The 23,725-nt window shown below is 64.6% G+C and carries 25 protein-coding genes and 1 tRNA gene; 19 read left to right on the top strand and 7 right to left on the bottom strand.

Annotated features, from left to right (window positions below; genetic code table 11):
* Both A3K89_RS06170 and A3K89_RS06165 read right to left on the bottom strand, forming a co-directional pair.
* Positions 1–1,383: a DUF2252 domain-containing protein gene (locus A3K89_RS06170; protein ID WP_068423359.1), complete on the bottom strand. Its 1,383-nt coding sequence runs from the start codon at positions 1,381–1,383 to the stop codon at positions 1–3.
* A gap of 62 nt (positions 1,384–1,445) precedes the next feature.
* Positions 1,446–1,649, bottom strand: a complete 204-nt coding sequence (locus tag A3K89_RS06165; RefSeq protein WP_068423357.1) for a DUF3072 domain-containing protein — start codon at positions 1,647–1,649, stop codon at positions 1,446–1,448.
* A 124-nt stretch (positions 1,650–1,773) separates the two neighbouring features.
* Between A3K89_RS06165 and A3K89_RS06160 the strand changes: the two genes are divergently transcribed.
* Both A3K89_RS06160 and A3K89_RS06155 read left to right on the top strand, forming a co-directional pair.
* A complete protein-coding gene (locus A3K89_RS06160) occupies positions 1,774–2,103 on the top strand; it encodes an excalibur calcium-binding domain-containing protein (RefSeq protein WP_068423355.1) in 330 nt (109 codons plus the stop codon).
* Between the two features lie 75 nt (positions 2,104–2,178).
* Entirely contained in the window at positions 2,179–3,105 is a 927-nt protein-coding gene (locus tag A3K89_RS06155) for a pseudouridine synthase (protein ID WP_174551374.1), read from the top strand.
* Between the two features lie 21 nt (positions 3,106–3,126).
* Here the strand turns inward: A3K89_RS06155 and A3K89_RS06150 are convergent.
* A tRNA-Ser gene (locus A3K89_RS06150) sits at positions 3,127–3,213 on the bottom strand.
* 52 nt (positions 3,214–3,265) lie between these two features.
* The gene (locus A3K89_RS06145; protein WP_371828791.1) at positions 3,266–3,763 is read right to left on the bottom strand and encodes a MarR family winged helix-turn-helix transcriptional regulator; all 498 of its coding nucleotides are present in this window, start codon (positions 3,761–3,763) and stop codon (positions 3,266–3,268) included.
* Positions 3,764–3,847: 84 nt separating this feature from the next.
* Here A3K89_RS06145 and mgrA point away from each other — a divergent pair, with 84 nt between their 5' ends.
* Together mgrA and A3K89_RS06135 are read left to right on the top strand one after the other, a co-directional pair.
* Positions 3,848–4,882, top strand: coding sequence for an L-glyceraldehyde 3-phosphate reductase (mgrA, locus tag A3K89_RS06140; protein ID WP_068423463.1), 1,035 nt, complete (start codon positions 3,848–3,850; stop codon positions 4,880–4,882).
* An 83-nt stretch (positions 4,883–4,965) separates the two neighbouring features.
* Positions 4,966–5,937 (top strand): NAD(P)H-quinone oxidoreductase, encoded by a 972-nt coding sequence (locus A3K89_RS06135; RefSeq protein WP_068423351.1) that lies wholly within the window; start codon positions 4,966–4,968, stop codon positions 5,935–5,937.
* Between the two features lie 54 nt (positions 5,938–5,991).
* Here A3K89_RS06135 and A3K89_RS06130 read toward each other — a convergent pair whose 3' ends face one another.
* Positions 5,992–7,194: a cysteine desulfurase-like protein gene (locus A3K89_RS06130; protein WP_068423350.1), complete on the bottom strand. Its 1,203-nt coding sequence runs from the start codon at positions 7,192–7,194 to the stop codon at positions 5,992–5,994.
* A gap of 168 nt (positions 7,195–7,362) precedes the next feature.
* Between A3K89_RS06130 and A3K89_RS06125 the strand changes: the two genes are divergently transcribed.
* The 5 genes from A3K89_RS06125 (at position 7,363) to A3K89_RS06105 (ending at position 11,585) form a co-directional block, all read left to right on the top strand.
* Positions 7,363–7,947: a bacterial proteasome activator family protein gene (locus A3K89_RS06125; RefSeq protein ID WP_068423348.1), complete on the top strand. Its 585-nt coding sequence runs from the start codon at positions 7,363–7,365 to the stop codon at positions 7,945–7,947.
* Positions 7,948–7,997: 50 nt separating this feature from the next.
* A complete protein-coding gene (wzm, locus tag A3K89_RS06120; RefSeq protein ID WP_068423346.1) occupies positions 7,998–8,873 on the top strand; it encodes a galactan export ABC transporter permease subunit Wzm/RfbD in 876 nt (291 codons plus the stop codon).
* A gap of 9 nt (positions 8,874–8,882) precedes the next feature.
* Positions 8,883–9,686 (top strand): galactan export ABC transporter ATP-binding subunit Wzt/RfbE, encoded by an 804-nt coding sequence (gene wzt, locus A3K89_RS06115; RefSeq protein ID WP_068423344.1) that lies wholly within the window; start codon positions 8,883–8,885, stop codon positions 9,684–9,686.
* Positions 9,679–10,593, top strand: coding sequence for a galactofuranosyltransferase GlfT1 (glfT1, locus tag A3K89_RS06110; RefSeq protein WP_371828790.1), 915 nt, complete (start codon positions 9,679–9,681; stop codon positions 10,591–10,593). Before wzt ends, glfT1 begins: the two co-directional genes overlap by 8 nt.
* Before the next feature lie 119 nt (positions 10,594–10,712).
* Positions 10,713–11,585 carry a TylF/MycF/NovP-related O-methyltransferase gene (locus A3K89_RS06105; protein ID WP_068423342.1) on the top strand — a complete coding sequence of 291 codons (873 nt, stop codon included), beginning with the start codon at positions 10,713–10,715 and terminating at the stop codon, positions 11,583–11,585.
* Between the two features lie 38 nt (positions 11,586–11,623).
* Here A3K89_RS06105 and A3K89_RS06100 read toward each other — a convergent pair whose 3' ends face one another.
* Positions 11,624–13,495: a glycosyltransferase gene (locus A3K89_RS06100; RefSeq protein WP_068423341.1), complete on the bottom strand. Its 1,872-nt coding sequence runs from the start codon at positions 13,493–13,495 to the stop codon at positions 11,624–11,626.
* 185 nt (positions 13,496–13,680) lie between these two features.
* Between A3K89_RS06100 and A3K89_RS06095 the strand changes: the two genes are divergently transcribed.
* From A3K89_RS06095 to A3K89_RS06075, 5 genes are read left to right on the top strand one after another with little or no spacing between them, the layout of a single operon-like run.
* Positions 13,681–15,972, top strand: coding sequence for a hypothetical protein (locus A3K89_RS06095; RefSeq protein WP_068423339.1), 2,292 nt, complete (start codon positions 13,681–13,683; stop codon positions 15,970–15,972).
* 50 nt (positions 15,973–16,022) lie between these two features.
* Positions 16,023–17,018 (top strand): glycosyltransferase, encoded by a 996-nt coding sequence (locus tag A3K89_RS06090; RefSeq protein WP_068423460.1) that lies wholly within the window; start codon positions 16,023–16,025, stop codon positions 17,016–17,018.
* A complete protein-coding gene (locus A3K89_RS06085) occupies positions 17,015–17,947 on the top strand; it encodes an NAD-dependent epimerase/dehydratase family protein (protein ID WP_068423337.1) in 933 nt (310 codons plus the stop codon). Before A3K89_RS06090 ends, A3K89_RS06085 begins: the two co-directional genes overlap by 4 nt.
* Positions 17,948–17,964: 17 nt before the next feature.
* Entirely contained in the window at positions 17,965–18,387 is a 423-nt protein-coding gene (locus A3K89_RS06080; RefSeq protein WP_068423336.1) for a GtrA family protein, read from the top strand.
* On the top strand, positions 18,384–19,214 hold the full coding sequence (locus A3K89_RS06075; RefSeq protein ID WP_068423334.1) for a glycosyltransferase family 2 protein: 831 nt from the start codon (positions 18,384–18,386) through the stop codon (positions 19,212–19,214). Before A3K89_RS06080 ends, A3K89_RS06075 begins: the two co-directional genes overlap by 4 nt.
* Here A3K89_RS06075 and rfbB read toward each other — a convergent pair.
* Positions 19,211–20,215, bottom strand: coding sequence for a dTDP-glucose 4,6-dehydratase (rfbB, locus tag A3K89_RS06070; protein WP_068423458.1), 1,005 nt, complete (start codon positions 20,213–20,215; stop codon positions 19,211–19,213). The genes A3K89_RS06075 and rfbB overlap by 4 nt on opposite strands.
* A gap of 77 nt (positions 20,216–20,292) precedes the next feature.
* Between rfbB and A3K89_RS06065 the strand changes: the two genes are divergently transcribed.
* The 5 genes from A3K89_RS06065 to A3K89_RS06045 all read left to right on the top strand — a co-directional run.
* On the top strand, positions 20,293–21,063 hold the full coding sequence (locus A3K89_RS06065) for a hypothetical protein (RefSeq protein WP_254303452.1): 771 nt from the start codon (positions 20,293–20,295) through the stop codon (positions 21,061–21,063).
* A 1-nt stretch (position 21,064) separates the two neighbouring features.
* Positions 21,065–22,273, top strand: a complete 1,209-nt coding sequence (locus tag A3K89_RS06060) for a hypothetical protein (protein ID WP_068423332.1) — start codon at positions 21,065–21,067, stop codon at positions 22,271–22,273.
* Complete coding sequence (locus A3K89_RS06055; RefSeq protein WP_254303451.1) at positions 22,258–22,623, top strand: hypothetical protein; 366 nt, start codon at positions 22,258–22,260, stop codon at positions 22,621–22,623. Before A3K89_RS06060 ends, A3K89_RS06055 begins: the two co-directional genes overlap by 16 nt.
* Positions 22,624–22,667: 44 nt before the next feature.
* Positions 22,668–23,537 (top strand): glucose-1-phosphate thymidylyltransferase RfbA, encoded by an 870-nt coding sequence (gene rfbA, locus A3K89_RS06050; RefSeq protein WP_068423452.1) that lies wholly within the window; start codon positions 22,668–22,670, stop codon positions 23,535–23,537.
* 3 nt (positions 23,538–23,540) lie between these two features.
* A partial coding sequence (locus A3K89_RS06045) for a dTDP-4-dehydrorhamnose 3,5-epimerase family protein (protein ID WP_174551373.1) occupies positions 23,541–23,725 on the top strand: 185 nt, incomplete at its 3' end.

The raw sequence follows: 23,725 nt of genomic DNA, 5'->3' as shown, positions 1-23,725 counted from the left end.
TCAGATTCCTGCATGTGCGACGACCCGGCCGTTGTCGATGGCCGTCACGAGTGCCGCGTGATCGGCTGCGTTCTGCACCGCGTAGACCTCTGCGAAATCGGTGATCGCGTCCTCGAACCTGGTGCTCGATCCCAGGTAACCCGCGATCTCGACCCGGTCCCCTGACCTGGCGTGCGCGTAGGCCAGCACCTTCCCACACAACTGTCCGTACAGTTCCATGCCGCTCGGCTCCATGGCCTCGATGACGGCCGATCCCTTGCCGTCGCGCAACTGACGCAGATAGAAGTCACGCGTCGCGCCGTCGGGGTCGGCGCCACGTTGCCATCCGAGAAAGATGTCACTCGACGCCTGCATCAACCGCTGCCCGTCGACGACGCGTCGGCCCTCGTTGTCGTACGCCGGCCCGGGCCAGTAGCGCGCGATGACGGACTGCTGCGCTTCCTTCGCCTGAAGGAACAGCGGGTCGGTCTCGTCGGCGCCCACCATGAGCAGGATCCAGGCCCGCGTCCCGACACTGCCGACGCCGACGACCTTGCGGGCGAACTGTACGAGGCGAAACGAGTCGAACAGCACCTGCTTGTCCTGCTGAAACGTGGAACGGTATGCCTGTAAACGAGTTTCGAGTTCACGATAGATCGCTGCCGGGTCGTCGTTCATGTCCTCGATCGGAACGACGAGCGGTGGGTCGGCGATGATGCGCCTTCTGCCGTCGACCACCTCGGTCAGCTTTGCCAGGGCTTGAATGTTGTCTCGTGAACGCGCTTTTCGCACCATCTGCTGGGTTCGTTTGCGCTGCACGGGATCGAGCTCGCCCTGCACGGACTCGAGCTCGTCGGTCACCTCGACGTTGGAGTACCACACAGCGAGATTGCCGAGTTCGGCTTGCCGCCTGATGGTTTCGCGGTACGTACATGCCGACGACCGAACGATGCGCCGACGTTGCTTGCCCGAGAACCCGCGCGACTCGGCCGCGATCGCGAGACTCGCTGCGAGTCGCTTCACATCCCATTCGAACGGGCCGGGATGGGTCTCGTCGAAATCGTTGATGTCGAACGCCATTCGACGCTCCGGCGTCGCATAGACGCCGAAGTTGCTCAGATGCGCGTCGCCGCACAGCTGAGTCTCGATGCCGGAATTCGGTGCGCGAGACAGATCGTCGGCCATCACCAGCGCGGCCCCGCGGAAGAACGGGAACTCCGCCGCAGCCATTCGGCCGTATCGAATCGGAACGAGGTCCGGCACACGCGTCGCCGCCTGCTGTTCGAGCAGCGCCACCGGGTCACGACGGACGGCGCGATGCTCGGCGAGAGATTCGAGGGGCGTCGCGCGTCGCGCAGTCTTGCCCCGTTTACGCCGGGCATCGCGATCGAGCGTCAGGGTCATCGATCGATCGTGACGCCCGTCCGGCCGCTCGTCGTCATCCGCTACGGGTGGATTTTTGGAAGTCAGCCGCGGCCGGTCTCGTCCTGCAGCTTGTCGATCATTTCCGACGCCTCCGCCTTGGTCAGGCCCTCGGGCACTTCCTCGTCGGCCTCCTGCGCCAGCGTGTTGAGGTAGCTCTCCTGCGGGCCGGTGGCCGGCTCACCGCCGGTGACCCACTTGTCGGGATCCTTCTCGGGGTTCTGACTGACCTGGGTGTTTTCGCTCATATGTTCGTATACGCCATCGGTGCCCCGCCTAAACCCGTTCATTCGCGGAGATGAATCCGATTGACTGTTCAATCTTCTGGCCCGAAAATCAGACCCTTACCCCCTTTTCGTCAGGAGCACGACAATGAAGAGCAAGAACCTGCTGGTGCGCGCCGGAGGTGGCGTCGTCCTTGCGGCCGCCATGGTCACCACGCCCGCCGTCGCAGCCGCAGATCCGATCACGGATTTCCTGTGCAGCTCGGGATCGGCGCAGTTCTGCCCGCCGCCCCCTGCCTTCGTGCCGCCGCCCGCGCCTCAGGCTGCGCCCGCACCTCGGCCGGCACCCGCCCCGAGCGCATTCCAGTACAAGAACTGCACCGAGGCTCGTGACGCCGGCGCGGCTCCCGTCTACCGCGACGAGTACGGCTACGGCCCGCACCTCGACCGCGACAACGACGGCATCGGCTGCGAGTAGCCCCTCGGACCCGCGCTTGTGCAGGCCGAAAAGCCACTTTGCCTGCACAAGCGCGGACTCGATACCGTCGCCTACGTGAGACGACGCCAGCAACCGCCGCTGCCGAAGCGGCATGGGCTGGACCCGGCCAGAGTGCGGATGCCGGAGGACGGGCACTGGACTACGGTCCGCACATTCTTGTCGGACAGCCAAGGTCGGATATCAGGGGCACGCCTCGACGAGATGTTCGCGGCAGGCGAGATCGTCGACATGTTCGGGCCCCTCTCGGTCGACGCTCCCTATATTCCCGGCGAGGCCGTGTGGTTCCACCGCGACCTCCCGGACGAGACGCCGGTGCCGTTCGACATTTCCGTCGTGCATCGCGACGAGACGATCGTGGTCGTCGACAAGCCGCATTTCCTCTCGACCATTCCGCGCGGCGGCCACGTGCTGGAAAGCGCGTTGGTGCGGCTGCGTCGAGACCTCGCGCTGCCGTTCTTGGTGCCCGCACACCGATTGGACCGCGTCACAGCGGGATTGGTGCTGTTCGTCGCCGACCCGAAGGCTCGTGGGGCGTATCAGTCGCTGTTCCAGGACCGCAAGGTCCGTAAGACGTACGAGGCTGTTGCTGCGTCGTCGAATCACGACTTTCCTGTGACAATCGAGAGCCGAATCGTCACGGAGAAGGGCACTTTCGACGCTCGCGAGGCCGACGGTGAACCGAATGCGAAGACCGTCGTCGAACTGCTGGACGTTCGAGAAGGGCTGGGCCGCTACCGATTGCATCCGCACACCGGGCGCACCCACCAGCTACGGCTGCACATGAACTCGCTCGGCACCCCGATCGTCGGCGACGACCTGTACCCGGAACCCACGGGACGCGCGATCGACGACTTCACCGATCCGCTTCAGTTGCTCGCGTCGGAACTCGAGTTCGTGGATCCGGTCTCGGGTGCGACGCGGCGATTCGAGACCGGCCGCACTCTGCAGGCTTGGGACGAAACGAACGAATCCCCCTCCTGAATCGAAGGGGGATTTCGCCCGCGGAAGCGGAGGGATTTGAACCCCCGGACGCGGTTAGACGTCTCTCGCTTTCAAGGCGAGTGCATTGGGCCGCTCTGCCACGCTTCCTGGCCTCGCTACTACGTGGGAGATACTAAACGCTCCGCGAGTAGGGAGCCAATCACCCCTCGGCGCCGGAGCTCGACATCGCCGCGTCGACCTTCTCGAAGATGTCCCCCAACACCGCGAGTTGATGAGGCGTCAGCAGATCCACCAGATGCCTCCGGACGCTGGCCACATGCGTCGGTGCCGCGTCGGCGAGCCGTCGTCGACCCTCGGTGGTGATGACGGCCAGGACGCCCCTGCCGTCGTCGACGCACGTGCTGCGGCCGACCATGCCGTCGGCCTCCATCCTCCGAATCTGATGGGTGAGCCTGCTGCGGGAGGAGAGAACACCGTCGGCGAGGTCGCTCATACGCAACGACCCGTCCGCCGATTCGGACAACATCACCAAGATGCGGTATTCCGCCATCGTCAGGTCATGCCCATCCTGCAAATCCTTGTTCAGTACCCCCTGCAATCGTTGGCCGCCGTCGATATAGGCGCGCCACGCTCTCATTTCCGCAGCATCCAACCACTGCGGGTCCCCCCCGGGACCAAAGGATCGTTCGGCCGTCACGCGACCATATTAAGCAACGAAGCTACCGATGAGTAGCACGCCACGGGGATGTCCGAATCCGACGGTTACGCCTACTGTCGTGGAATGTCCCAACCACACATCGATCCCCCGTACATGGCCGCTGACGACCGTTACGAGTCGATGCAGTATCGACACGTCGGCAGGAGCGGGCTTAAGCTTCCGGCGATCTCGCTGGGCCTGTGGCACAACTTCGGCGACGACACTCCACTCGCCACGCAACGAGCCGTGCTGCGTCGCGCATTCGATCTGGGTGTCACGCACTTCGACCTCGCCAACAACTACGGTCCGCCATACGGCAGTGCGGAGAAGAACTTCGGCCGCATCCACTCCGAGGACTTCGCCGGGTACCGCGACGAGCTGATCATCTCCAGCAAGGCGGGCTGGGACATGTGGCCGGGTCCGTACGGATTCGGCGGGTCGCGGAAGTATCTGCTGTCGTCGCTCGATCAGTCACTGCAGCGCATGGGCCTCGACTACGTCGACATCTTCTACAGCCACCGGCCCGATCACGACACGCCGTTGGAAGAGACCGCGGGCGCATTGGTCAGCGCCGTCGAGCAGGGCAAGGCGCTTCACGTCGGCATCAGTTCGTACACGCCGGAAGGCACCGCGACGATGGCGTCGTTGCTCGAGAAGGCCGGTGTTCCGCTGCTGATCCACCAACCCAGCTACTCGATGGTGAACCGGTGGATCGAGGACGGCCTTCTCGACACACTCGAACAGGTCGGAGCAGGCGCCATCGCGTTCTCACCGCTCGCGCAGGGAATGCTGACCGACAAGTACCTGTACGGCATTCCCGACGGCTCCCGCGCGACACAGGGCAAATCGTTGAACCCGGACTGGTTCACCGACGAGCACGTCGGGGAACTGAACGCGTTGAACGACATCGCGTCGTCGCGCGGCCAGTCGTTGGCGCAGCTGGCGCTGAGCTGGGCATTGCGTGATCCACGCGTCACGTCGGTGCTGGTCGGCGCATCCAGCGTGCAGCAGCTGGAGAACAACATCGGCGCGTTGCAGAACCTGGACTTCTCGGACGACGAGCTGAGCCGAATCGATCAGCACGCCAAGGATTTTGGGATCAATTTGTGGGACATTTAGGCGCCTGCGGCGCCCGTGCGCGGATAGTTGGACTCTGGGCCAACTATCCGCGCACGGGTGGCGTAGCCGCATAGGGTGGACGCATGCATGCGATAACACTGACAGAGTTCGGTTCCCCCGACGTCATGCAGTGGACCGAGGTCCCCGATCCGACGCCTGAACCAGGACAGGTCGTCGTCGACGTCGCCGCCACCGCAGTCAACCGCGCCGACCTGATGCAGCGTCAGGGCAAGTACCCGCCTCCCCCCGGCGCGAGCGAAATTCTCGGTCTCGAATGTTCCGGCGTGATATCGGAATTGGGCGAGGGCGTACACGACTGGAAAGTCGGCGACCGCGTGTGCGCTCTGCTGGCAGGCGGCGGCTACGCCGAGAAAGTCGCGGTCCCGTCGGTCCAGCTCTTTCCGATTCCGGCAGGCCTGGATCTGCATGCGGCAGCGGCGCTTCCGGAAGTGGCGTCGACGGTGTGGTCGAATCTCGTGCAGTTCGGCGGTATGCGATCCGGCCACACGGTGCTGATCCACGGCGGTGGAAGCGGAATCGGAACGCACGCAATCCAAGTCGCCAAAGCCCTGGGCGCGACGGTGGCAGTGACGGCTGGGTCGAAGGAGAAACTCGACTTCTGCGCGTCCCTCGGCGCAGACATCCTGATCGACTACAAGAACCAGGATTTCGTCGAGGAGCTACCCGATGGCGCCGACCTCATCCTCGACAACATGGGCGCAAAATACCTGGAGCGCAACGTGAATGCGCTCGCCAAGGACGGAAAGCTGATCACGATCGGAATGCAGGGCGGTGTCAAGGGTGAACTGAACTTCGGCGCCCTGATCGCCAAGCGTGGGACCATCCACGCGGCCGGACTCCGCGGCCGACCGGTGACCGGGCCGTCGAGCAAAGCCGACATCGTCGCCGACATGACCGAGCGTCTGTGGCCGATGATCGAGGAGGGACGCGTCGCACCGATCGTGCATGCCGAACTGCCGATCACCGAAGCAGCGGAAGCACATCGGCTTCTCGACGCGGATGCCATCGGCAAGGTGATTCTGCGGGTGAGCTGACCCATGTGCGCGAAAATGCATAGCCCTCTATGTATTTTCGCGCACGTGCGCCGGCTAGCGAAGCGCCGCCAGCGCCTTCACGAGTTGATCGATCTCGTGCCGCGTCGTGTACGGCGCGAGGCCGATGGTGACGGCGCCGCCTTCGTCGTTGACGCCGAGGGCGTCGAGCAGGCGACTCCCACTGTGGATGCCGCTGACCGTTCCGATGCGGTTCTGCGCGAGATGCTCGGCGACCTTCTCGGCGGAGGTGTCGGCGACGGTGAAGCTGAGCGTCGGGATCCGGCTGGGCGCGTCGCCGAGAACCATGACGTGGTCGAGCTTGCCGAGCGCGCGAAGCAGGTAGTCGAACAGGCGGTCGTGGTAGTCCTGCAGCGATCCGATGGACAGCTGCAGGCGTTCCCGACGCGTCCCCGTCGCCGCTTCGTCGAGGTTGGCGAGATAGTCGATCGACGACACGACGCCGGCCAGCAACGCGTACTGGTGACCCGAAACCTCCAGTCGCTCTGCGCCTTTCGCGAACGGGTTGAGCGACATCGACGGAATGCGATCGAGCAGACCGGGATCACGGAACACGAGGGCGCCGACCTTGGGACCGCCCCACGCAGCGGCACTGACCGCGACGACGTCGGCAGCGAGTTCGTCGATGTCGACGTGCGCGTACGGTGCCGCGCCTGCCGCGTCGACGACGATGAGTCCGCCGACGGCGTGGACACGGTCGGCGGCCACGCGGACGTCGGGCGCGGATCCGACGATCGGCGACGCGGCCGTCATCGCGACGAGACGGGTGGTGGAGGTGATCAGTTCCTCGAACTGCCAGCTCGGGAGTTCACACGTGTCGATCTCGACCTCGGCCCAGCGGACCTGTGCGCCGTAACGATTGGCGATGCGTAACCACGGCGCGACGTTCGCTTCCTCGTCGAGCCGAGACAACACCAGACCGGTCCCCAGCCCGAGCCGAGACGACAGCGATTCGGCGAGCCAGGCGAGCATCGTCGCGCGGTCCGGACCCAACACGACGCCGGCCGGGTCGGCGCCGACGAGGTCCGCGATGGCAGCTCGGGCGGCGTCGAGAAGTCCCGCGCTGCGCCTCGACGACATGTGGCCGGAGGTGTGAGTCGGCGCGCTTCCGCGAAACGCCGTGGACACTGCCGTCGACACACGGTCGGGTATCTGCATACCGTTCTGCGGATCGAGGTGGATCCAACCGTCGCCCAACGAGGGAATCGATCCCCTGACTCGTGCGACGTCGTACCCCATGCCGGACACTCTAGGCGTTGACAACGCGGGCGCGTGTGCCACGCCCCTCGTTCGACAGGACGGCATTTCCTTCGAGCACGCTTGTCTTCCCTCCATGTCCTGAGCCCCTGAACAGGATAATCGGCCCCGCTCGTCGCGCAATCCCTCGTGACGCGTAAGGATGGCTGTATGACGCAATCGGACTCGTTCCCGAATTCCGACAACGGCGACCACGTCGTCGTGATCGGCCCGAACGGACAGCCTCTCGCATTGAGCCGCGAGGAGGCAACCGCTGCCGCCGCCAGGGCGGCGGGAACCGAAGCGCCGTCGAACGACGAACAACCGCTCTCCGAGATGGTCGAGCAGCCGGCGAAGGTCATGCGCATCGGCACGATGATCAAGCAGCTGCTCGAAGAGGTCCGCGCAGCTCCTCTCGACGACGCCAGCCGGGCTCGGCTGAAGGAGATCCACCAGTCGTCGATCCGCGAGCTCGAACAGGGCCTGGCTCCCGATCTGCGCGACGAGCTCGAGCGTCTGGCACTCCCCTTCGGCGAGGACGCCATTCCGTCGGATGCGGAACTCAGGATCGCGCAGGCCCAGCTCGTCGGCTGGCTCGAAGGACTGTTCCACGGAATCCAGACGGCACTGTTCGCGCAGCAGATGGCAGCGCGCGCTCAGCTCGAACAGATGCGGCAGGGCGCACTGCCGCCGGGGGTGAGCATCAACCCCGGTGCAGGCGGTCCTAGTGGCGGCGGTACCGGCCAGTACCTGTAGCCGACCAGCGGAATGACCCGTGGTTCGCTGGGCGGGTAAGGTCGACCGTCGTGTCAGCCCCAGCGAAGAACCCCGAGAACGAAGCAGGAGAGCGCGTGCCCGTTCCCGTTTCGGACTCGCAGACCCTCAAACGCGCGTTCGGCGACCTGAAGACAGGGTTCCGTCAGCGCGAGCTGTGGCTGCACCTCGGATGGCAGGACATCAAACAGCGCTACCGTCGGTCGGTCATCGGTCCGTTCTGGATCACCATCGCCACCGCCGTCCAGGCCACGGCAATGGGACTGCTGTACTCGGTGCTGCTGGACATGGACCTGAAGACGTTCCTGCCGCACGTCGCCGTCGGCCTCATCATCTGGAACTTCATCAGCGCCGCCATCCTCGAAGGTGGCGACGTCTTCGTGGCCAACGAAGGCCTGATCAAGCAGCTGCCGTCGGCGCTGTCGGTCCATGTGTACCGGCTGGTGTGGCGTCAGGTGCTGCTGTTCGCGCACAACCTGATCGTCTACGTCATCATCATCGCGATCTTCCGGCCCACGTTCCACTGGACCGACCTGTCGGCGTTCCCGGCGTTCGCGCTGCTCGCGCTCAACGCGGTGTGGGTCGCGCTGCTGTTCGGCATCATCGCGACGCGCTACCGCGACATCGCACCGATCCTCGCGTCGATGGTCACGCTGCTGTTCTTCATGACGCCGATCGTCTGGACGACGCAGGGTCTGCTGAACCAGGGCGGGCAGGCGGCCGAGCGTGCCCGCCTCGTCGAGATCAACCCGCTGTTCCACTACCTGGACATCCTTCGCGCCCCGATGATCGGGGAGCCGCAGGAGGCGTACCACTGGTACATCGTGCTCGGCTGCACGGCCGTCGGCTGGTTGCTGACGATCGTCGCTCTCAAGAAGTACCGGGCCCGCGTGCCCTACTGGGTTTAGGGGACTTTCATGTCAGTGAGCATCACGACGCACGAAGCCTGCGTCGACTTCCCGATCTTCGACGCCAAGACCAGGTCGCTGAAGAAGGCGTTCCTCGGCAAGGCCGGTGGAGCAATCGACCGCAACAGCTCCGACGTCGTCGTCGTCGAAGCCCTTCGGGACATCACGATGAATCTGAAGGAAGGCGACCGCGTCGGCCTCGTCGGGCACAACGGAGCAGGCAAGTCGACGCTGCTGCGACTGCTGTCCGGCATCTACGAGCCGACGCGCGGCTCGGCGTCGGTCAAGGGCCGCGTCGCCCCCGTCTTCGACCTCGGCGTCGGCATGGATCCCGAGATCTCCGGTTACGAGAACATCATCATTCGCGGGCTGTTCCTCGGGCAGACGCGCAAGCAGATGCTCGCGAAGATGGACGAGATCGCCGACTTCACCGAGCTCGGCGACTACCTCGACATGCCGCTCAGAACCTATTCGACGGGTATGCGCGTGCGCGTCGCGATGGGCGTCGTCACCAGTATCGATCCGGAGATCCTGCTGCTCGACGAGGGCATCGGAGCCGTCGACGCCGAATTCATGAAGAAGGCGCGCATCCGCCTGCAGGAGCTGGTCAAGCGTTCCGGCATCCTCGTCTTCGCGAGCCACTCGAACGAATTCCTCGCCCAGCTGTGCGACCGCGCGATGTGGATCGACCACGGCCAGGTCCGTCAGGAAGGCGGCATCGAAGAAGTCGTCCGGGCGTACGAGGGCGACGACGCCGGTGACCACGTCGCGACGATCTTGAAAGAGCTCGAACGGGACGACAAAAGTGCCTGACGTCGTGGCGCCGGACAAGATCGTCGGCGTGATCGTGACGCACAAGCGTCGGGAGCTCCTGGCTCTGTCGCTCGACGTCATCACCAAGCAGACACGCCCACTGGACCACCTCGTCGTCGTGGACAACGCGCACGAGGATGCGGTGCGCGAGCTCGTCGAGTCGGCGTCGATCCCGACGACCTACCTTGGGTCCCATCACAATCTGGGTGGAGCCGGTGGATTCGCACTTGGAATCCTCTACGCGCTGTCACTCGGCGCGGATTGGGTTTTCCTCGCCGACGACGACGGCCGCCCCGAGGGCCCGCACGTTCTGGAGACGCTGTACGACTGTGCGTCGAAGCACGGCCTCGACGAGGTTTCTCCCGTCGTCTGCGACATCGACGATCCCGACCGTCTGGCGTTCCCGCTGCGGCGAGGTGTCGAGTGGCGTCGACTGCGGTCCGAGCTGATCGACCCGCGCGATCCCGACGACGATCTGCTCGAAGGAATCGCGTCGTTGTTCAACGGCGCCCTGTTCAAGGCGTCGACGATCGACGCTGTCGGCGTGCCGGACCTTCGATTGTTCGTGCGCGGCGACGAGGTGGAGATTCATCGTCGGCTGCAACGGTCGGGCCTGAAGTTCGGTACTTGCCTGACGACGGCGTACGTGCACCCGAACGGGGCCGACGAGTTCAAGCCGATCCTCGGCGGGCGGATGCACACGCAGTATCCCGACGACGAGACCAAGCGGTACTTCACCTACCGCAACCGCGGCTACCTCATGTCGCAGCCCGGAATGCGGAAATTGCTGCCGCAGGAGTGGATTCGGTTCGGCTGGTTCTTCCTCGTGACGACTCACAATCCGAAGGGGTTGGTGGAGTGGTTGCGTCTGCGACGTCTGGGGCGTCGGGAGTATTTCAGGCGCTGACGCGCATGTGCGTGCGAATGTATACCCCTCGCTACATTTCTACTCACGAGCGCCGCGAGTGGAGCATGCGGAACGAGCCATAAAGAACCGAAGGCGCCGTTCTCGGCTACCGTGTGCGCATGACGGAACCGCGGAAGCTGACCGATCGCATTCGACAGTCCGCGCGCGAGAAACTCCAACGCGCGCTGGGTGAAGTTCTCGACAAGCAGACCGCGCAGCTGGCCGAACAGACGAACGATCAACAGGCGAAGCTTCTCGACATCCTCGAACGTCAACGCCGCGAGATCGACGATCTGCACGCCTTCATCCGCGGCCTCGAGATGCGGATGCGTCGGGACATTCCGTATGCCTCCGACGTCGAAGCGGCCGCGCAGAGCGCCGAGTTCGCCGAGGAGATGATGCCGAAGGCGCCGACGTTCCTCCGGCCGCACGCGACGCTCCGCTTTGCACTCGGCGAGGTGACCGTGAAGGGCATGGCGTTGGAGTTCGGCGTCGCCAGCGGGACGACGCTCGAGATCATCGCGGAGGAATTGGCGTCGAACACGGATGTTTCGATCGTCGCCGGGTTCGACGTGTTCTCCGGCCTACCCGAGACGTGGCGTACCGGTTTCCCGAAGGGACTGTTCGAGCAGGAAGGCGAGCCGACGGTTCCGGGTGCCGAGATCGTGCCCGGTCTGTTCGAGGAGTCTCTGCCCGGGTTTCTGAAGTCGCACACCGAGGATCTGGCGTTCCTGCACCTCGACGCGGATCTGTACTCGTCGACGGTCACCGTGCTCGATCTGGTGGCGGATCGCTTGGCCGTCGGCACCGTCATCGTGTTCGACGAGTACTTCAACTTCCCCGGCTGGCGGAACCACGAGTACCGCGCGTGGACGGAGTTCGTGGGCCGTACGGGTACCGAGTTCGACTACCTGGGCTACACCGCGGACAACGAGCAGGTGGTGGTTCGGATCAGGAAGGCGCCTTCGGCGCATGTGAGCAGAAATGTATAGCGGGCTGTACATTCGCGCGCACGTGCGGCGCAGCCGCCTCAGCTGTACAGGCGCGTCCAGTTGTCCCGGCTCGTCAGGTCCGACATCGACACTCGGTAGGTCTCCGAGACGTTGTCCGTCTCGGTCCGTAGCCGGCGCAACGCCGTCACGCCACGCTTGGCCAGGTCGATCGCAGCAGCCTTGTCGCGCTTGCGCACGCGCACGCCTTCCTGCGAACGATCGGTCACGACCGCATGCGCGAACAGCGACACGTGCCACCAATGGGCGTCGTCGGCGCTGATCGCCACCGGACCGGGCACGACCCGGCCACGCCACTGGTTCAGCACGCGCTTGGCCAACACGGCCCACTCGAGGCTCTTCTTCGGGTGCGGACCGGCAGGCGTGATGAACATGTCGGCCGGGCGGACTCCGGGGACGGCGTTGGCGTCGTAACGCTTCGTCTCGTCGTACGCCGAGCGCTCGCGTCGGATCGCGGCCGCCGCGTCCATACCGCCGTCGGCAAGCTTGCTCGGACCGACGAGGAAGTCCTCGACCGCCTTGATCAGCGTGAACGCCATGCCGTACTGCATCGACACCAGGTAGCGGAACAGGTCGGTGCCGAGCTGACGCGCGAGCTGCCTACCGTCGAGTCCGCCGTGCAGGGCCGCGGTGATCATGCCGTTGCGCAGGTTGAAGTAGCGGTGCCACTCGTCCCAGTCCTTCCACGCGAAATCCGCGTGCCAGACAGCCGCGCCGGGAAGCGTCACCGTCGCGAATCCGTTTGCGCGAGCACGGTATCCGTATTCGATGTCGTCCCACTGGAAGAACAGCGGCAGCGGGTAGCCGATCTGCGACACGATCTCCGACGGGATGAGGCACGACCACCAGCCGTTGTAACCGGCGTCGACGCGCATGTCCTGCTTCTTCTTCAGCGCACTCTTGTCGGCAATCGCATTCTTGACGTGCAGGCCGGCCTCGAGCCGCTGCAGATTCGCGACCTCGGCGCCGACGTGGACGCGGTCGGGGTGCAGCAGGTAGAGCATCTGCGCGCCCACGATCGCCGGTTCGACGGTCTTGTTGGCGAACGAGTTCATCCGGACGATGGCCTCGGGCTCGCACAGCACGTCGTCGTCCATGAACACGACGTTGGCCGGATCGCCGCCCTTGCCCTGCACCTCGTACAAGCCGCGCGTGAATCCGCCTGCACCGCCGAGGTTGGGCTGGGTGATGTAGACGAGCTTGTCGCCGAGCTCGGCCTGCACGCGCTGGAACAGCGGACGCGTCTGCACCTGGTCGGTGCCCTGGTCGACGACGTAGACATTGTCGACACCGTGCAGCGCGATGGGATCGTCGGCCATGGCGGCGACAGTGTTGGCGCAGTCGTCGGCGCGGTTGAACGTGCAGATGACGACGGATGTCGGACGCATCTTCTCGGGTGCGTCGACGGTCCACTCGGCATCCTCGACCGACAGCTCGCCGGACGTCGTCGTGAAGCGGACGAACAGCGCGCCGCCGTCGAGGAACTGTTTGACCTTGGCCGTCAGCACGAGGCGGCTGGGCTGGCCGTCGGTGTCGACCGTCGTGCTCGCCACGGTGCGCTTCTTGCCCTTGTAGTCGGTGGCGACGACGTCGATGCGGCCCGAACCGGTGACGGTCGCGACGAACCGCGCCTCGGTCACCTCGGTCCATCGCTGCCAGTAACTGGCCGGGAAGCGTCCGAAGTAGCTGTTGGTCTCGACGACGGTGCGCTTGGCGAGCTTCGCGACATACCGCGAACGTTCGGCGTTGCCCTTCGCCACGGTGGCATACATATCGGCGCTGACCAGCGAAGACGGGCCGTCGAACAGCGTTCGCTGCGCCGTGAGTCCTACCGCGCTTGCCGCGGACCCACCGAATGGTGCATCGAGACGATTCAGAGCAGTGCCGTCCATACCTCGAGAAACCCCATCTTCGTCGATTTTCTTGCAAAGCCGTCCTGCCAGGCAACCTCGCCGAAGACCATGGTCGCACAGTCCTGTGGAAGACCGTCCCGACGCACGGTACGGCCTGGTCTTTCGGCTGACGAGGTGCGCGGACGATACAGTCGTACAGCCCTTGATCACATACGGAGCGAACAGTGACGACCAGCACGATGCAGCACGGACACGATCCTGGGCTCGGAGGCAGAACCGAACGCCTGGCCTGGGGTGCCGCGGTCGCGGCCGTCGTCGTACTGGGTTATCTGCTGATCCTCGCCGTCGATCCGCGGTTCTTCTACATCGACGACACCGAATCGGGTGCCGTCCCCAACTGGCTGCAACTGGGTCGGATACTGCGCGACGGCCACTTCCCGTCGCTGGTTCTCGATCAGTGGATGGCAGGCAACTATCCCGTCGAAGGCCAGGGCGGGTTGTGGAACCCGGTACAGATGGCGATCAACTACATCTCGCCGTCCGTCGACAACCTCGTCGTGCTGGCGACGTCGGTGAAGCTCGGATTTTCGATCGTTCTGGCCTGGGGCGTGTACCGCGTCGGACTCGCGTACGGGGCGCGTCCCGCGTGGGCGGCCGTCGCGGGTGCGAGCGCGCCGTTCGTCGGATTCACGCTGTTCTTCGAGAACACCTCGTGGATCACCGCGTTGATGGGCACCGCCTGGATCATGCAGGCCTGGGCAAGTTCCATTTCCTACGCACGCGGCCGCTCCGGCCCGATCCTGCCGTTCGTATTCCTCTACCTCGCGATCAGCGTCGGTTACGTGCACGCCGCGGTCATGGCAGGCGTGATGATCGGCTCGCTGGCGATCGGCGAGTGGGTGTTCCAGCGTCGCCGGCAGCCGGCCGCACGAGTGGCGACGGTCGGAATCGCGGCCGCGGCGTGCGGCGCGATCACCTTCCTGCCCGGAGTGCTGACGTCTGCCGTCACCTGGCGCAGCGGCGTCGAAGGCGCCTTCAACGACAATTTTCTGACGGCACCCTGGTCGGAGACGCTGACCGCGAGCATCCCGTCGTCGGTGACGAGCATCGAGTCCTGGACTGGTGAGACGACAGCGTCTCCCGTCACGTACATCGCGTGGTTCCTCGTTCCGGCGCTGGCGTTCGTCGGGTGGCAACGCGTTCCCGCCGCTCTGCGCGAATTCACGGCCCCACTGATCCTGCTCGTGTTCGTGCTGGTCTTCACCGCCGGCCCCAGCGACATCGGCCCGATCCGCTGGCCGGCGCGAATCCTCCCGTTCGTCGCCATCCTGGCGTTGATACTCGTGACGACGATCCTCAGCCGCTACGGCACGCTGACGCGGCTGCGACCCAGAATTCTGGCGGCGTCGTTGCTGGTCTTGATTCTGGTGCTGCGCGCCGGCTCGTCGGGGCCGGAGCTGTTCGGCCGTCACCTCGTGTCCGGGATGCTCATCGCTGTCGTCGGCGGGCTGGCGCTGTTCCTGGCTCGGCGATATGGGTCCAGGGCGACGGCCGCGTTGTTGCTGGTCACGATCGCGCCCGTCGCGATGTATCAGGTCGCGAACTACGACCCGCCGTTCGACAAGTGGTGGCTGCCCGCGTCCCAGTCGGAGGCGCGCTCGGAGTTTCCGAAGTGGGAGGGGTCGACGCTGCAGCTCGGCAATCGTGAGTTGACCGAGACCAGCGCCTCGGAACCCGACGACCCTCGGCTGCCGTGGCATTCACAGGTGTACGGCAATTCGGCCAAGGTGCTGGACCTGGACTACGTCAACGCGTACACACCCGTCGGCTATCTCGACTTCGCCAACCTGCTCTGCTTCGAGCACGAAGGATCCACCTGCCCGGACGCCTATCGACGCCTTTTCCAGGTCGACGCCTACACCGGCAAGACCTATGCCGATCTGATGCGGCTCGACCGCGTCGTACTGCAGAAGAACCAGTACCCGCTGATCGACGACCAGCCCGCGCCGCCTGGGTGGAAGTGGGTCACGCCGCCCACCGCCGACTCGGCTCGCCAGACGTACGTGTTGGAGCGCATCGCGGGACCGCTTCCGAGCGACCAGGGCCGCATCTCGGCGACCGTCGGCGTCACCGCGACGTCGGTCTCGTCGGCCGCGGATTCCGAAGAGGTTCGCGTCACCTCCCCGAACGGTGGCAGCGTCGTGTTCGCGCGGCTCGCCTGGCCCGGCTATACGGCGACGCTGAACGGTGAACCACTGCAGACGAAAGGCATCGGCGACATCTTCCTGTACGTCGACCTACCACCTGGAACATCCGACGCCGACCTGGAGATCGACTTCCGTCCACCCGGTCAACGGATCGGCTTCGCCGGTATGGCGGGCGGCATCGTCGTTCTCGGTCTACTGGTGGTTCTGGACGTGAGGCGACGACGCACGGATCGTCGTGGGGCGACGGTCCTCGAAGAAATCCACGAACCGACCTCGTCGAAACCCAGTACGACGAGCCCGAGCAGATAGGCTCATACCCCGTGATTCCCCCGTCCGATTCATCCCGCGACCCGCACCGCATCTCGATCGTGGTGCCCGTCTATCAGGGCGAGCGGACGCTGCGTGCACTCGTCGACGAGATCCTCCCGCTGACCCAGCCGACGCAGACTCCCGGTGGGCGGCCGATGGTCGTCGAGGAAGTGCTGCTCGTGTTCGACCACGGACCCGACGGTTCCGCCGACGTGATCCGCGAACTCGTCCGCAAACACGACGTCGTTCGCGGCGTCTGGCTGAGCCGGAACTTCGGGCAGCATCCCGCGACGTTGGCGGGTATGGCGTCGAGTGGTGGTGAATGGATCGTCACGATGGACGAGGACGGCCAACACGACCCCGCCGAGATCGGTGGATTGCTCGACACGGCACTGGATCGCCAGTCCTCGCTGGTGTATGCCAAGCCGACGAACGTTGCGCCCCATGGTTTGTGGCGCAACGCCGCATCGCGCGGATCGAAGTGGGTCATCGCCAAAGCGCTCGCCGCGGACAACACCGTCGACTATCAGAGCTTTCGTCTGGTCCTTGGCGAGGTCGGTCGCTCCGTCGCCGCATACGCCGGATCGGAGGCGTATCTCGACGTGGCGCTCAGCTGGATCGCCGGCGAGGTCACGACGAGTCCCGTCACCTTGCGCGAGGAAGTCGACCGACGATCGGGATATCGCCTGCGCACGCTGCTGTCCCACTTCTGGCGCATGGTGCTCTCGAGCGGCACCAAGGGACTGCGACTCGTCAGCTTCATCGGAATAGCGTTCGCACTGCTCGGTCTCGTACTGGTGGCGTACGTTCTCGCGTCCTACGTACTGTTCGACGCCAACACCGTCGTCCGCGGGTGGGCGTCGACGATGGTGGTGCTGCTGTTCGGTTTCGGCGCGACGCTGTTCTCCCTGGGCATCGTCGCCGAGTACATCGGCGTCAACGTCAAGACAGCGATGGGCAAGCCGCCGTACCTGATCGTGGCGGACCCTGCAGACGGGCCGCTCGGCCGCACCGAACGCGCCTCCGACCCCGATTCGCCCGCGTGACAACGACATACACGTGGGTCGTCGGCAGCGGCGGACTGCTGGGATCGGCGGTTTCGCGGGAGCTTCGTCGACGCGGCCACGCCGTCCAGACGTCGGCCGTACCGTGGTCGAATCACGAATCGGCGAAAGACGCTTTGCAACAACAATGTTCGTCGTTCTTCGAGAATTTCGACGACGGTGAACCCTGGAATATCGTGTGGGCCGCGGGCGCAGGGGTCAACGGAACGACCCTCGCCGAGTTCGACGCCGAGAACGACCTCATTCGTGCGTTGACCCAGTCGATCGGCAACAGGTCTCGCGAAGGCACACTGTTCCTCGCCTCGTCGGCGGGTGGGGTGTATGCAGGCGCGTCCGGTGCGCCACACCACGAGGACAGCCCGCCCGTGCCGCTGGGCGACTACGGCCGAGCGAAGCTCGAATCCGAGGACATCGCACGGCAATTCGGCGACGCAACCGACGTCAATGTCGTCATGGGCCGCTTCGCCAACCTGTACGGACCCGGACAGAACCTCGCGAAGCCGCAGGGGCTGATCTCGCATCTGTGCCGCGGATATCTGATGGCATCTCCGGTGTCGATCTACGTCCCGATGGATACGCTGCGCGACTACCTGTTCGTGTCCGACGCGGCCGAAATGGTCGCCGACGCATTGGCATTGACGAAGTCGCGTCGTGAACCCCCGACGGTCAAGATCTTCGCGTCGGGTCACGCCGTCACCATCGGTTCCATTCTCGGCGCGTGCCGAACCGTGTTTCGACGACGCCCCAACGTGGTCCTCGCCGCATCACCGCTGGCCGCGTTCCAGGGGCGCGACTTGCGACTGCGGTCGACGGTGTGGCCCGAGATCGACCGACGGACCCATCGCACACTGCCGGCCGGCATCGCGTCGACACTGGAAGCGACGCGTCGCGCACTCGGAGTCAGCCGGTGAGCGCCCCTCCGGCCGGAATGAGCGGCACCCCCGGGCCGCTGATGCGAGTCATCAAGAACCAGGCCTTCGCGTTCCTGCTCGTGGGCGGCGTCAACACAGCGCTCGGCACCGCGTGGTTCATCCTGTGGCAGTTGCTGATCGGCGAGCGCTTCGGGTACCACGCCGCGATCGTGCTCGGCTATCTGTGCAACGTGCTCTGCGCGTTCGCGATGTATCGCTACCTGGTGTTCCGAGTGCGTGGCCACGTCCTACGTGACCTGTGGCGGTTCTTCGTCGTCAACTTCGGGGCGTTCCTGGCGAACATCTCACTGATGACCGTCGCCGTGTCGTTCCTTCACTTCCCGCCCATCCCTTCGCAATTGGTCGTCACGGCGATCATGGCTGTCGCCAGTTTCTTCGGCTACCGCGATTTCTCGTTTCGCAGAAAGACAACAACATGAGCCCACGGGTATCCGTCGTCGTCCCGGCGTACAACAATGCCGAGTACATCGGTGAGACGATCGAATCGATTCTGGGACAGACGTTCACGGACTTCGAATTGATCATCGCAGACCACTCGTCGACCGACGGGACGATGGCCGTCGTCGAGAAGTACGACGACCCACGCATCCGGGTGCTGACGACCGAAGCGGGCGGCGGCGCCAAGCGGAACTGGGATCGCGTCACCGCCGAGGCAGGCGGGGAACTGATCAAGCTCGTGTGCGGTGACGACACCATCCTGTCCACGTCGCTCGCCGCGCAGGTGGCAGCGTTCGACGAGCACCCCTCGGCCGTGCTGGTCGCGTCGCAACGCACGTTGATCGACGCCTACGGCAAGACGTTCATCGCCGCCCGCGGGCTCGACGGGTTGTCAGGGTTGACGTCCGGACGAGATGCTGCACGCGCCGCAGTCCGGGCAGGCGCCAACATCTTCGGCGAACCGGGCTGCGTCATGATGAAGCGCGAGGTTCTCGAGCGAATCGGGCTGTGGGACAACGCTCATCCCTATCTGATCGACCAGGCCACGTTCATCGGCGTCGCACTGCACGGCGACGTCGTCGCGATACCGCAGCCGCTGGCGACGTTTCGGATCAATTCCGGCCAGTGGAGCGTCGAACTCGCGACGGAACAGGCACGCCAGGCCGCGGACTTCCACCGGAGACTGAGCGCAGCTCATCCGGGCCTGCTGTCCGCCGCCGACGTACGGCTCGGGAACGCGAAGGCGCTCGCCACGTCGTTCATGCGACGTGGCGTCTACCTGCTGCTCCGAAACCGCATGTCCCGCTAGGACAGAACCGACTCGGTCTGCGCGTACGTCGATTCGGTCGCGTCCTTCTGCGGGCGCCACCACTCCTCGTTCTCGCGATACCAGTCGACGGTCGCCTTCAAACCGCTGCGGAAGTCCACATACTGTGGCGTCCAACCCAATTCGGCCCTGAGCTTGGTCGAGTCGATCGCATAGCGGAGGTCGTGGCCCGGGCGATCGGTGACGAAATCGAAGGCATCGCCGGCCTGGCCGGTCTCCTCGAGGATGGTCTCCAGGACCTCGCGGTTGTTCTTCTCGCCGTCGGCGCCGATCAGGTAGGTCTCGCCGATCACGCCCTTGTCGATGATGGTCCAGACCGCGCTGTTGTGGTCGTCGACGTGGATCCAGTCGCGGACGTTCTTGCCTTCGCCGTACAGCTTGGGTCGTCGGCCCGACAGTATGTTGGTGATCTGACGGGGGATGAACTTCTCGACATGCTGGTACGGACCGTAGTTGTTGGAGCAGTTGGAGATCGTGGCCCGGACTCCGAAGCTCCGCGCCCAGGCACGGACCAGGAGATCGCTCGACGCCTTCGTCGACGAGTAGGGACTCGACGGGTTGTACGGCGTCGACTCGGTGAACCGCGCCGGGTCGTCCAGCTCGAGGTCGCCGTAGACCTCGTCGGTGGAGATGTGGTGGTAGCGGACGTCGTGCTCGCGGACCGACTGCAGAAGCGTCGTCGTGCCGATGACGTTGGTGTGCACGAACGGCCACGGGTTGGCGAGGCTGTTGTCGTTGTGCGACTCGGCGGCGAAGTGCACGACGAGATCGGTGTCCCTCACCAGACACTCGACGAGCTTCTGGTCGGCGATGTCGCCTTTCACGAACTCGATTCGGTCCTCGATCGAGCTGAGCGATTCCCGATTTCCCGCGTACGTCAGGGCGTCGAGCACCGTTACTTCGGCGTCAGGCCGCTCGGCGACGGTTTGATGGACGAAATTTGCACCGATGAACCCAGCGCCCCCGGTCACGAGCAGTTTCATGGTCATGACCCTACCGGTCCCGGCGGGTTTGTCGGGACGTCGTGTTAGCGTTCGGCGCGACTTCGGGGGGAGTGCATATGGGATTGCGTAGACGGCTTCTGCTGCTGGCAGGAAGCCTGGCGGTATTCAACCTGGTGCTGTGGGGGATACCGAAACTGGCGCCGGAGGTGCCGGGAAAATACGAGGGCGTGGCGGGTACGACGTCGCCGCGGCCCGCAGGTTCGGTCGTCCGAACGACAGATCCACCTTTGCCGTCGGGATTTCCGTCGATGGAATTCCCCCCGCCGAAAATCAGCGTTCCCGACGGGCAGCCACAGCCCATCGCCACCAAGTTCGGGTTGACATACGACATACCGCCGGGTTGGGACAACTGGTACGACGGTTTCGCCGGGTGGGAATCCGAGGACGGATCGTCGGTGATCTATGGCGCTGTGGGGTTCTACGAGCGGCGCGAGTGTCACGACGGCGAATACTCCGCGCTGGCGATGACGGGAATGACCGGGCGCCCGGCAGCCGAACTCGACATGACGGCGCGAACCGAGGTCGAGAAAGCCCTGTCGATCTACGCGGACGGAACGGGCGTGTCCGCCCCCTCGGTGACGATCGACGGTCCCCAGGCTTTCGATCTTGGAGGGCAGCCAGCGGTTCGTTACCGGGCGAATGTGGAGAACATTCCGCAAGAAGCGGAGGACTGTACCCCTCCAGCAGCAACATTCGACGTGGTCGCGACGCCGGGTCATGCGACCGCCGCGACTGCGCTCTTCCTGGTGCAGGCCGATCGCGGTGTGGACAACGCACTGCGCGATTCGCAAATCGACGACATCATTTCGTCGATCAGAAGGAGCTGACGTGGACGAAGTGTTCGCCGCACGGCCGTCCGAAGTCGCCGGAATGGGCAGACTCGCGGACCGCATCGGGCAACAGACTCTGGCAAGCCACCGCTACATCGATGAACACGCAGGACTCAGCGAGACCATCCCCGGTCAAGTCCTTCAACGCCTCGCCCCCTTCATCGCCAGCTACCAGGAGTACACGCGATCGCGGCACGTCCACCTGTCCGCCAACTGCTGCTACATCGGCGACGAACTTCGGAAGGCCGCCTGGCTCTACGTCGACCTGGAAAAGAAGAACTACGACGCCCTCAATGCCCACACCGACTTGATTCCGGTTCCGGTACCCCAACCAGGCACCTCCGAAAGTCCTGCGGTCGGTGCCGTCGAGGACTACCCCACCCCGGTCGACTACGGCGGACCCTCCGGAATCGACTATCCCCCACCGAATCCGGCCGTCGACGAAACCCGTGAGGTGATCGACGACGCCGCCGGGTGGCTCGGAGAAGTGGACAGCACGATCTTCGAACTGAGCGGGTGGAGTCCGCTGAACGAAGTGACGCTGCCACTGAGCGGTAATTGGAACGAGATCAGACGCCTCGGCGAAGCATTCGACATTGCGGGCAGCGCCATGGAAGCCGCCGCCGAATCGCTCGAGAACGGGGTCCGCCACGTCGACGAATACTGGGACGGACTGGCCGCACAAGCATTCTCGGACTACTCACAACGGCAAGTCGCAGCGATGTACTGGGAAGGCCCGTGCGGACGAACGATTCACGCGCTGGCGGAAATCATCACCGAGCAGATCAAGAACGGCGTCCGAACCGTCGTCGGAAAGCTCGCCGAGATGCTCGAAGCCGAAGTCGACCTGGGCTCCGGTCGATCCGCGATGAAGGTCGCGCTCAAGAAGGTTCCGTTCGTCGGGACAGCCTGGCAAGTGGCGAGCATTGTCGAGATCATTTGGAAGACAATGGACTTGACGATGGACCTCGTACGCAGAATCGAGGACGCCGTCGACCAGTTCGGTCGTTTTCTCGACGCTATCACCGATCCGGAAGGGCAGATCAGCCGACGAATAGACCACCACCTCGAACCGTTCAACCAAGCTCTCGACAGGGGAAAGATGGCCGTCGATACCGCCAAGACGGCCGACATCACTCCGGTGGTCTTGACGCCCGACGAGAAATTCTCCGTCGGAGAAGGCACAGCTCCGTGGCAGGACGCATGATCGACGAGCCTGTCGCGGGGATTGCGTACAACCGGGTGCTCGACGCGGTCGGCCGGCTGGAGAACGCACGTCGTCACGCCGACAGCGTCGACGTGGGTGCGCCGCGGCCGCGTACCGCCGTCACCGCGCTGTTGTTGGACCGGCTGTCTCGATCCCCTCGTGCGTCCGGTGAGCTGAAGAGATATGCAGCACACGTCGCGGCCGGTGACACCACGTGGGACCGCATCGAAATCGACGCCCGGCCGATACCTCCGGAGGTTTCCGAACTTCGAGCCGATCCGATGGTCGACTGGCCCGCGAATTGGCCGATCGAACCGGACGACCAGCCGTATCGCATCCCGTGGCAGTGATAGCGGGCGAGCAGCTGCAGTCCTGATCTGGGAGGATGCACGTCATGCGGGGAATCATTCTGGCCGGTGGTACCGGTTCGCGTCTTCATCCGATCACGATGGGGATCAGTAAGCAGTTGGTGCCTGTCTACGACAAGCCGATGATCTACTACCCGCTCTCGACGTTGATCCTGGCGAACATCCGCGACATTCTGATCATCACCACCCCGCAGGATGCAGACCAGTTCCAACGTCTGCTCGGCGACGGTTCCCAGTTCGGCATCAACCTCACCTACCAGGTCCAACACGAGCCGAACGGTCTCGCGCAAGCCTTCGTACTCGGCGCGGACCACATCGGCAGCGACAGCGCCGCCCTCGTCCTGGGGGACAACATCTTCTACGGCCCCGGCTTGGGTTCGCAGCTGTCGCGCTTCGATTCCATCGACGGCGGCGCCGTCTTCGCTTACGAGGTCAAAGACCCCACCGCCTACGGTGTCATCGAGTTCGACCACGCCGGCAGAGCGATCTCGCTGGAGGAAAAACCGAAGGTCCCGAAGTCGAACTTCTCGGTGCCGGGCCTGTACTTCTACGACAACGACGTCATCACCATCGCCCGCGATCTGCAGCCCTCCGAGCGCGGGGAGTACGAGATCACCGACGTCAACCGCCACTACCTCGATGCCGGGAAACTGTGCGTCGAAGTCCTGCCCCGCGGCACCGCCTGGCTCGATACCGGCACCTTCGATTCCCTGCTCGACGCGTCGAACTTCGTCCGTACCATCGAAGAACGCCAGGGCATGAAGATCGGCGCCCCCGAAGAGGTGTCGTGGCGTCGCGGGTTCATCACCGACGACGAACTGCGTGAGCGGGCGGAGAAGCTCGTCAAATCCGGCTACGGGCAGTACCTGCTCGAACTGCTCGACCGAGGGAAATAAGACGTGACTTTTCGCGAGTTGAAGATCGCCGGCGCCTACGAGTTCACCCCACGCCAGTTCGGTGACGATCGTGGCGTGTTCTTCGAATGGTTCAAATCAACCGCATTCGAGGAGGCGATCGGGCGGCCGTTGGAGCTACAGCAGGCGAACTGTTCGGTGTCCGCAGCCGGGGTGCTGCGCGGTATCCA

Origin of the sequence: Rhodococcoides kyotonense (assembly GCF_001645385.1) — a bacterium.
Classification (GTDB): Bacteria; Actinomycetota; Actinomycetes; order Mycobacteriales; family Mycobacteriaceae; genus Rhodococcoides; species Rhodococcoides kyotonensis_B.
This window is presented reverse-complemented; position numbering and strand designations above follow the sequence as displayed.

Coding starts and splice junctions, on each gene's coding strand:
- mgrA (WP_068423463.1), top strand. CDS start 3,848: ATGTCCCAACCACACATCGATCCCCCGTACATGGCCGCTGACGACCGT.
- rfbA (WP_068423452.1), top strand. CDS start 22,668: ATGCGGGGAATCATTCTGGCCGGTGGTACCGGTTCGCGTCTTCATCCG.
- A3K89_RS06075 (WP_068423334.1), top strand. CDS start 18,384: ATGAGCCCACGGGTATCCGTCGTCGTCCCGGCGTACAACAATGCCGAG.
- A3K89_RS06160 (WP_068423355.1), top strand. CDS start 1,774: ATGAAGAGCAAGAACCTGCTGGTGCGCGCCGGAGGTGGCGTCGTCCTT.
- A3K89_RS06080 (WP_068423336.1), top strand. CDS start 17,965: ATGAGCGGCACCCCCGGGCCGCTGATGCGAGTCATCAAGAACCAGGCC.
- A3K89_RS06065 (WP_254303452.1), top strand. CDS start 20,293: ATGGGATTGCGTAGACGGCTTCTGCTGCTGGCAGGAAGCCTGGCGGTA.
- wzt (WP_068423344.1), top strand. CDS start 8,883: ATGTCAGTGAGCATCACGACGCACGAAGCCTGCGTCGACTTCCCGATC.
- A3K89_RS06100 (WP_068423341.1), bottom strand. CDS start 13,495: ATGGACGGCACTGCTCTGAATCGTCTCGATGCACCATTCGGTGGGTCC.
- rfbB (WP_068423458.1), bottom strand. CDS start 20,215: ATGAAACTGCTCGTGACCGGGGGCGCTGGGTTCATCGGTGCAAATTTC.
- A3K89_RS06105 (WP_068423342.1), top strand. CDS start 10,713: ATGACGGAACCGCGGAAGCTGACCGATCGCATTCGACAGTCCGCGCGC.
- A3K89_RS06135 (WP_068423351.1), top strand. CDS start 4,966: ATGCATGCGATAACACTGACAGAGTTCGGTTCCCCCGACGTCATGCAG.
- A3K89_RS06130 (WP_068423350.1), bottom strand. CDS start 7,194: ATGGGGTACGACGTCGCACGAGTCAGGGGATCGATTCCCTCGTTGGGC.
- A3K89_RS06165 (WP_068423357.1), bottom strand. CDS start 1,649: ATGAGCGAAAACACCCAGGTCAGTCAGAACCCCGAGAAGGATCCCGAC.
- A3K89_RS06170 (WP_068423359.1), bottom strand. CDS start 1,383: ATGACCCTGACGCTCGATCGCGATGCCCGGCGTAAACGGGGCAAGACT.
- A3K89_RS06125 (WP_068423348.1), top strand. CDS start 7,363: ATGACGCAATCGGACTCGTTCCCGAATTCCGACAACGGCGACCACGTC.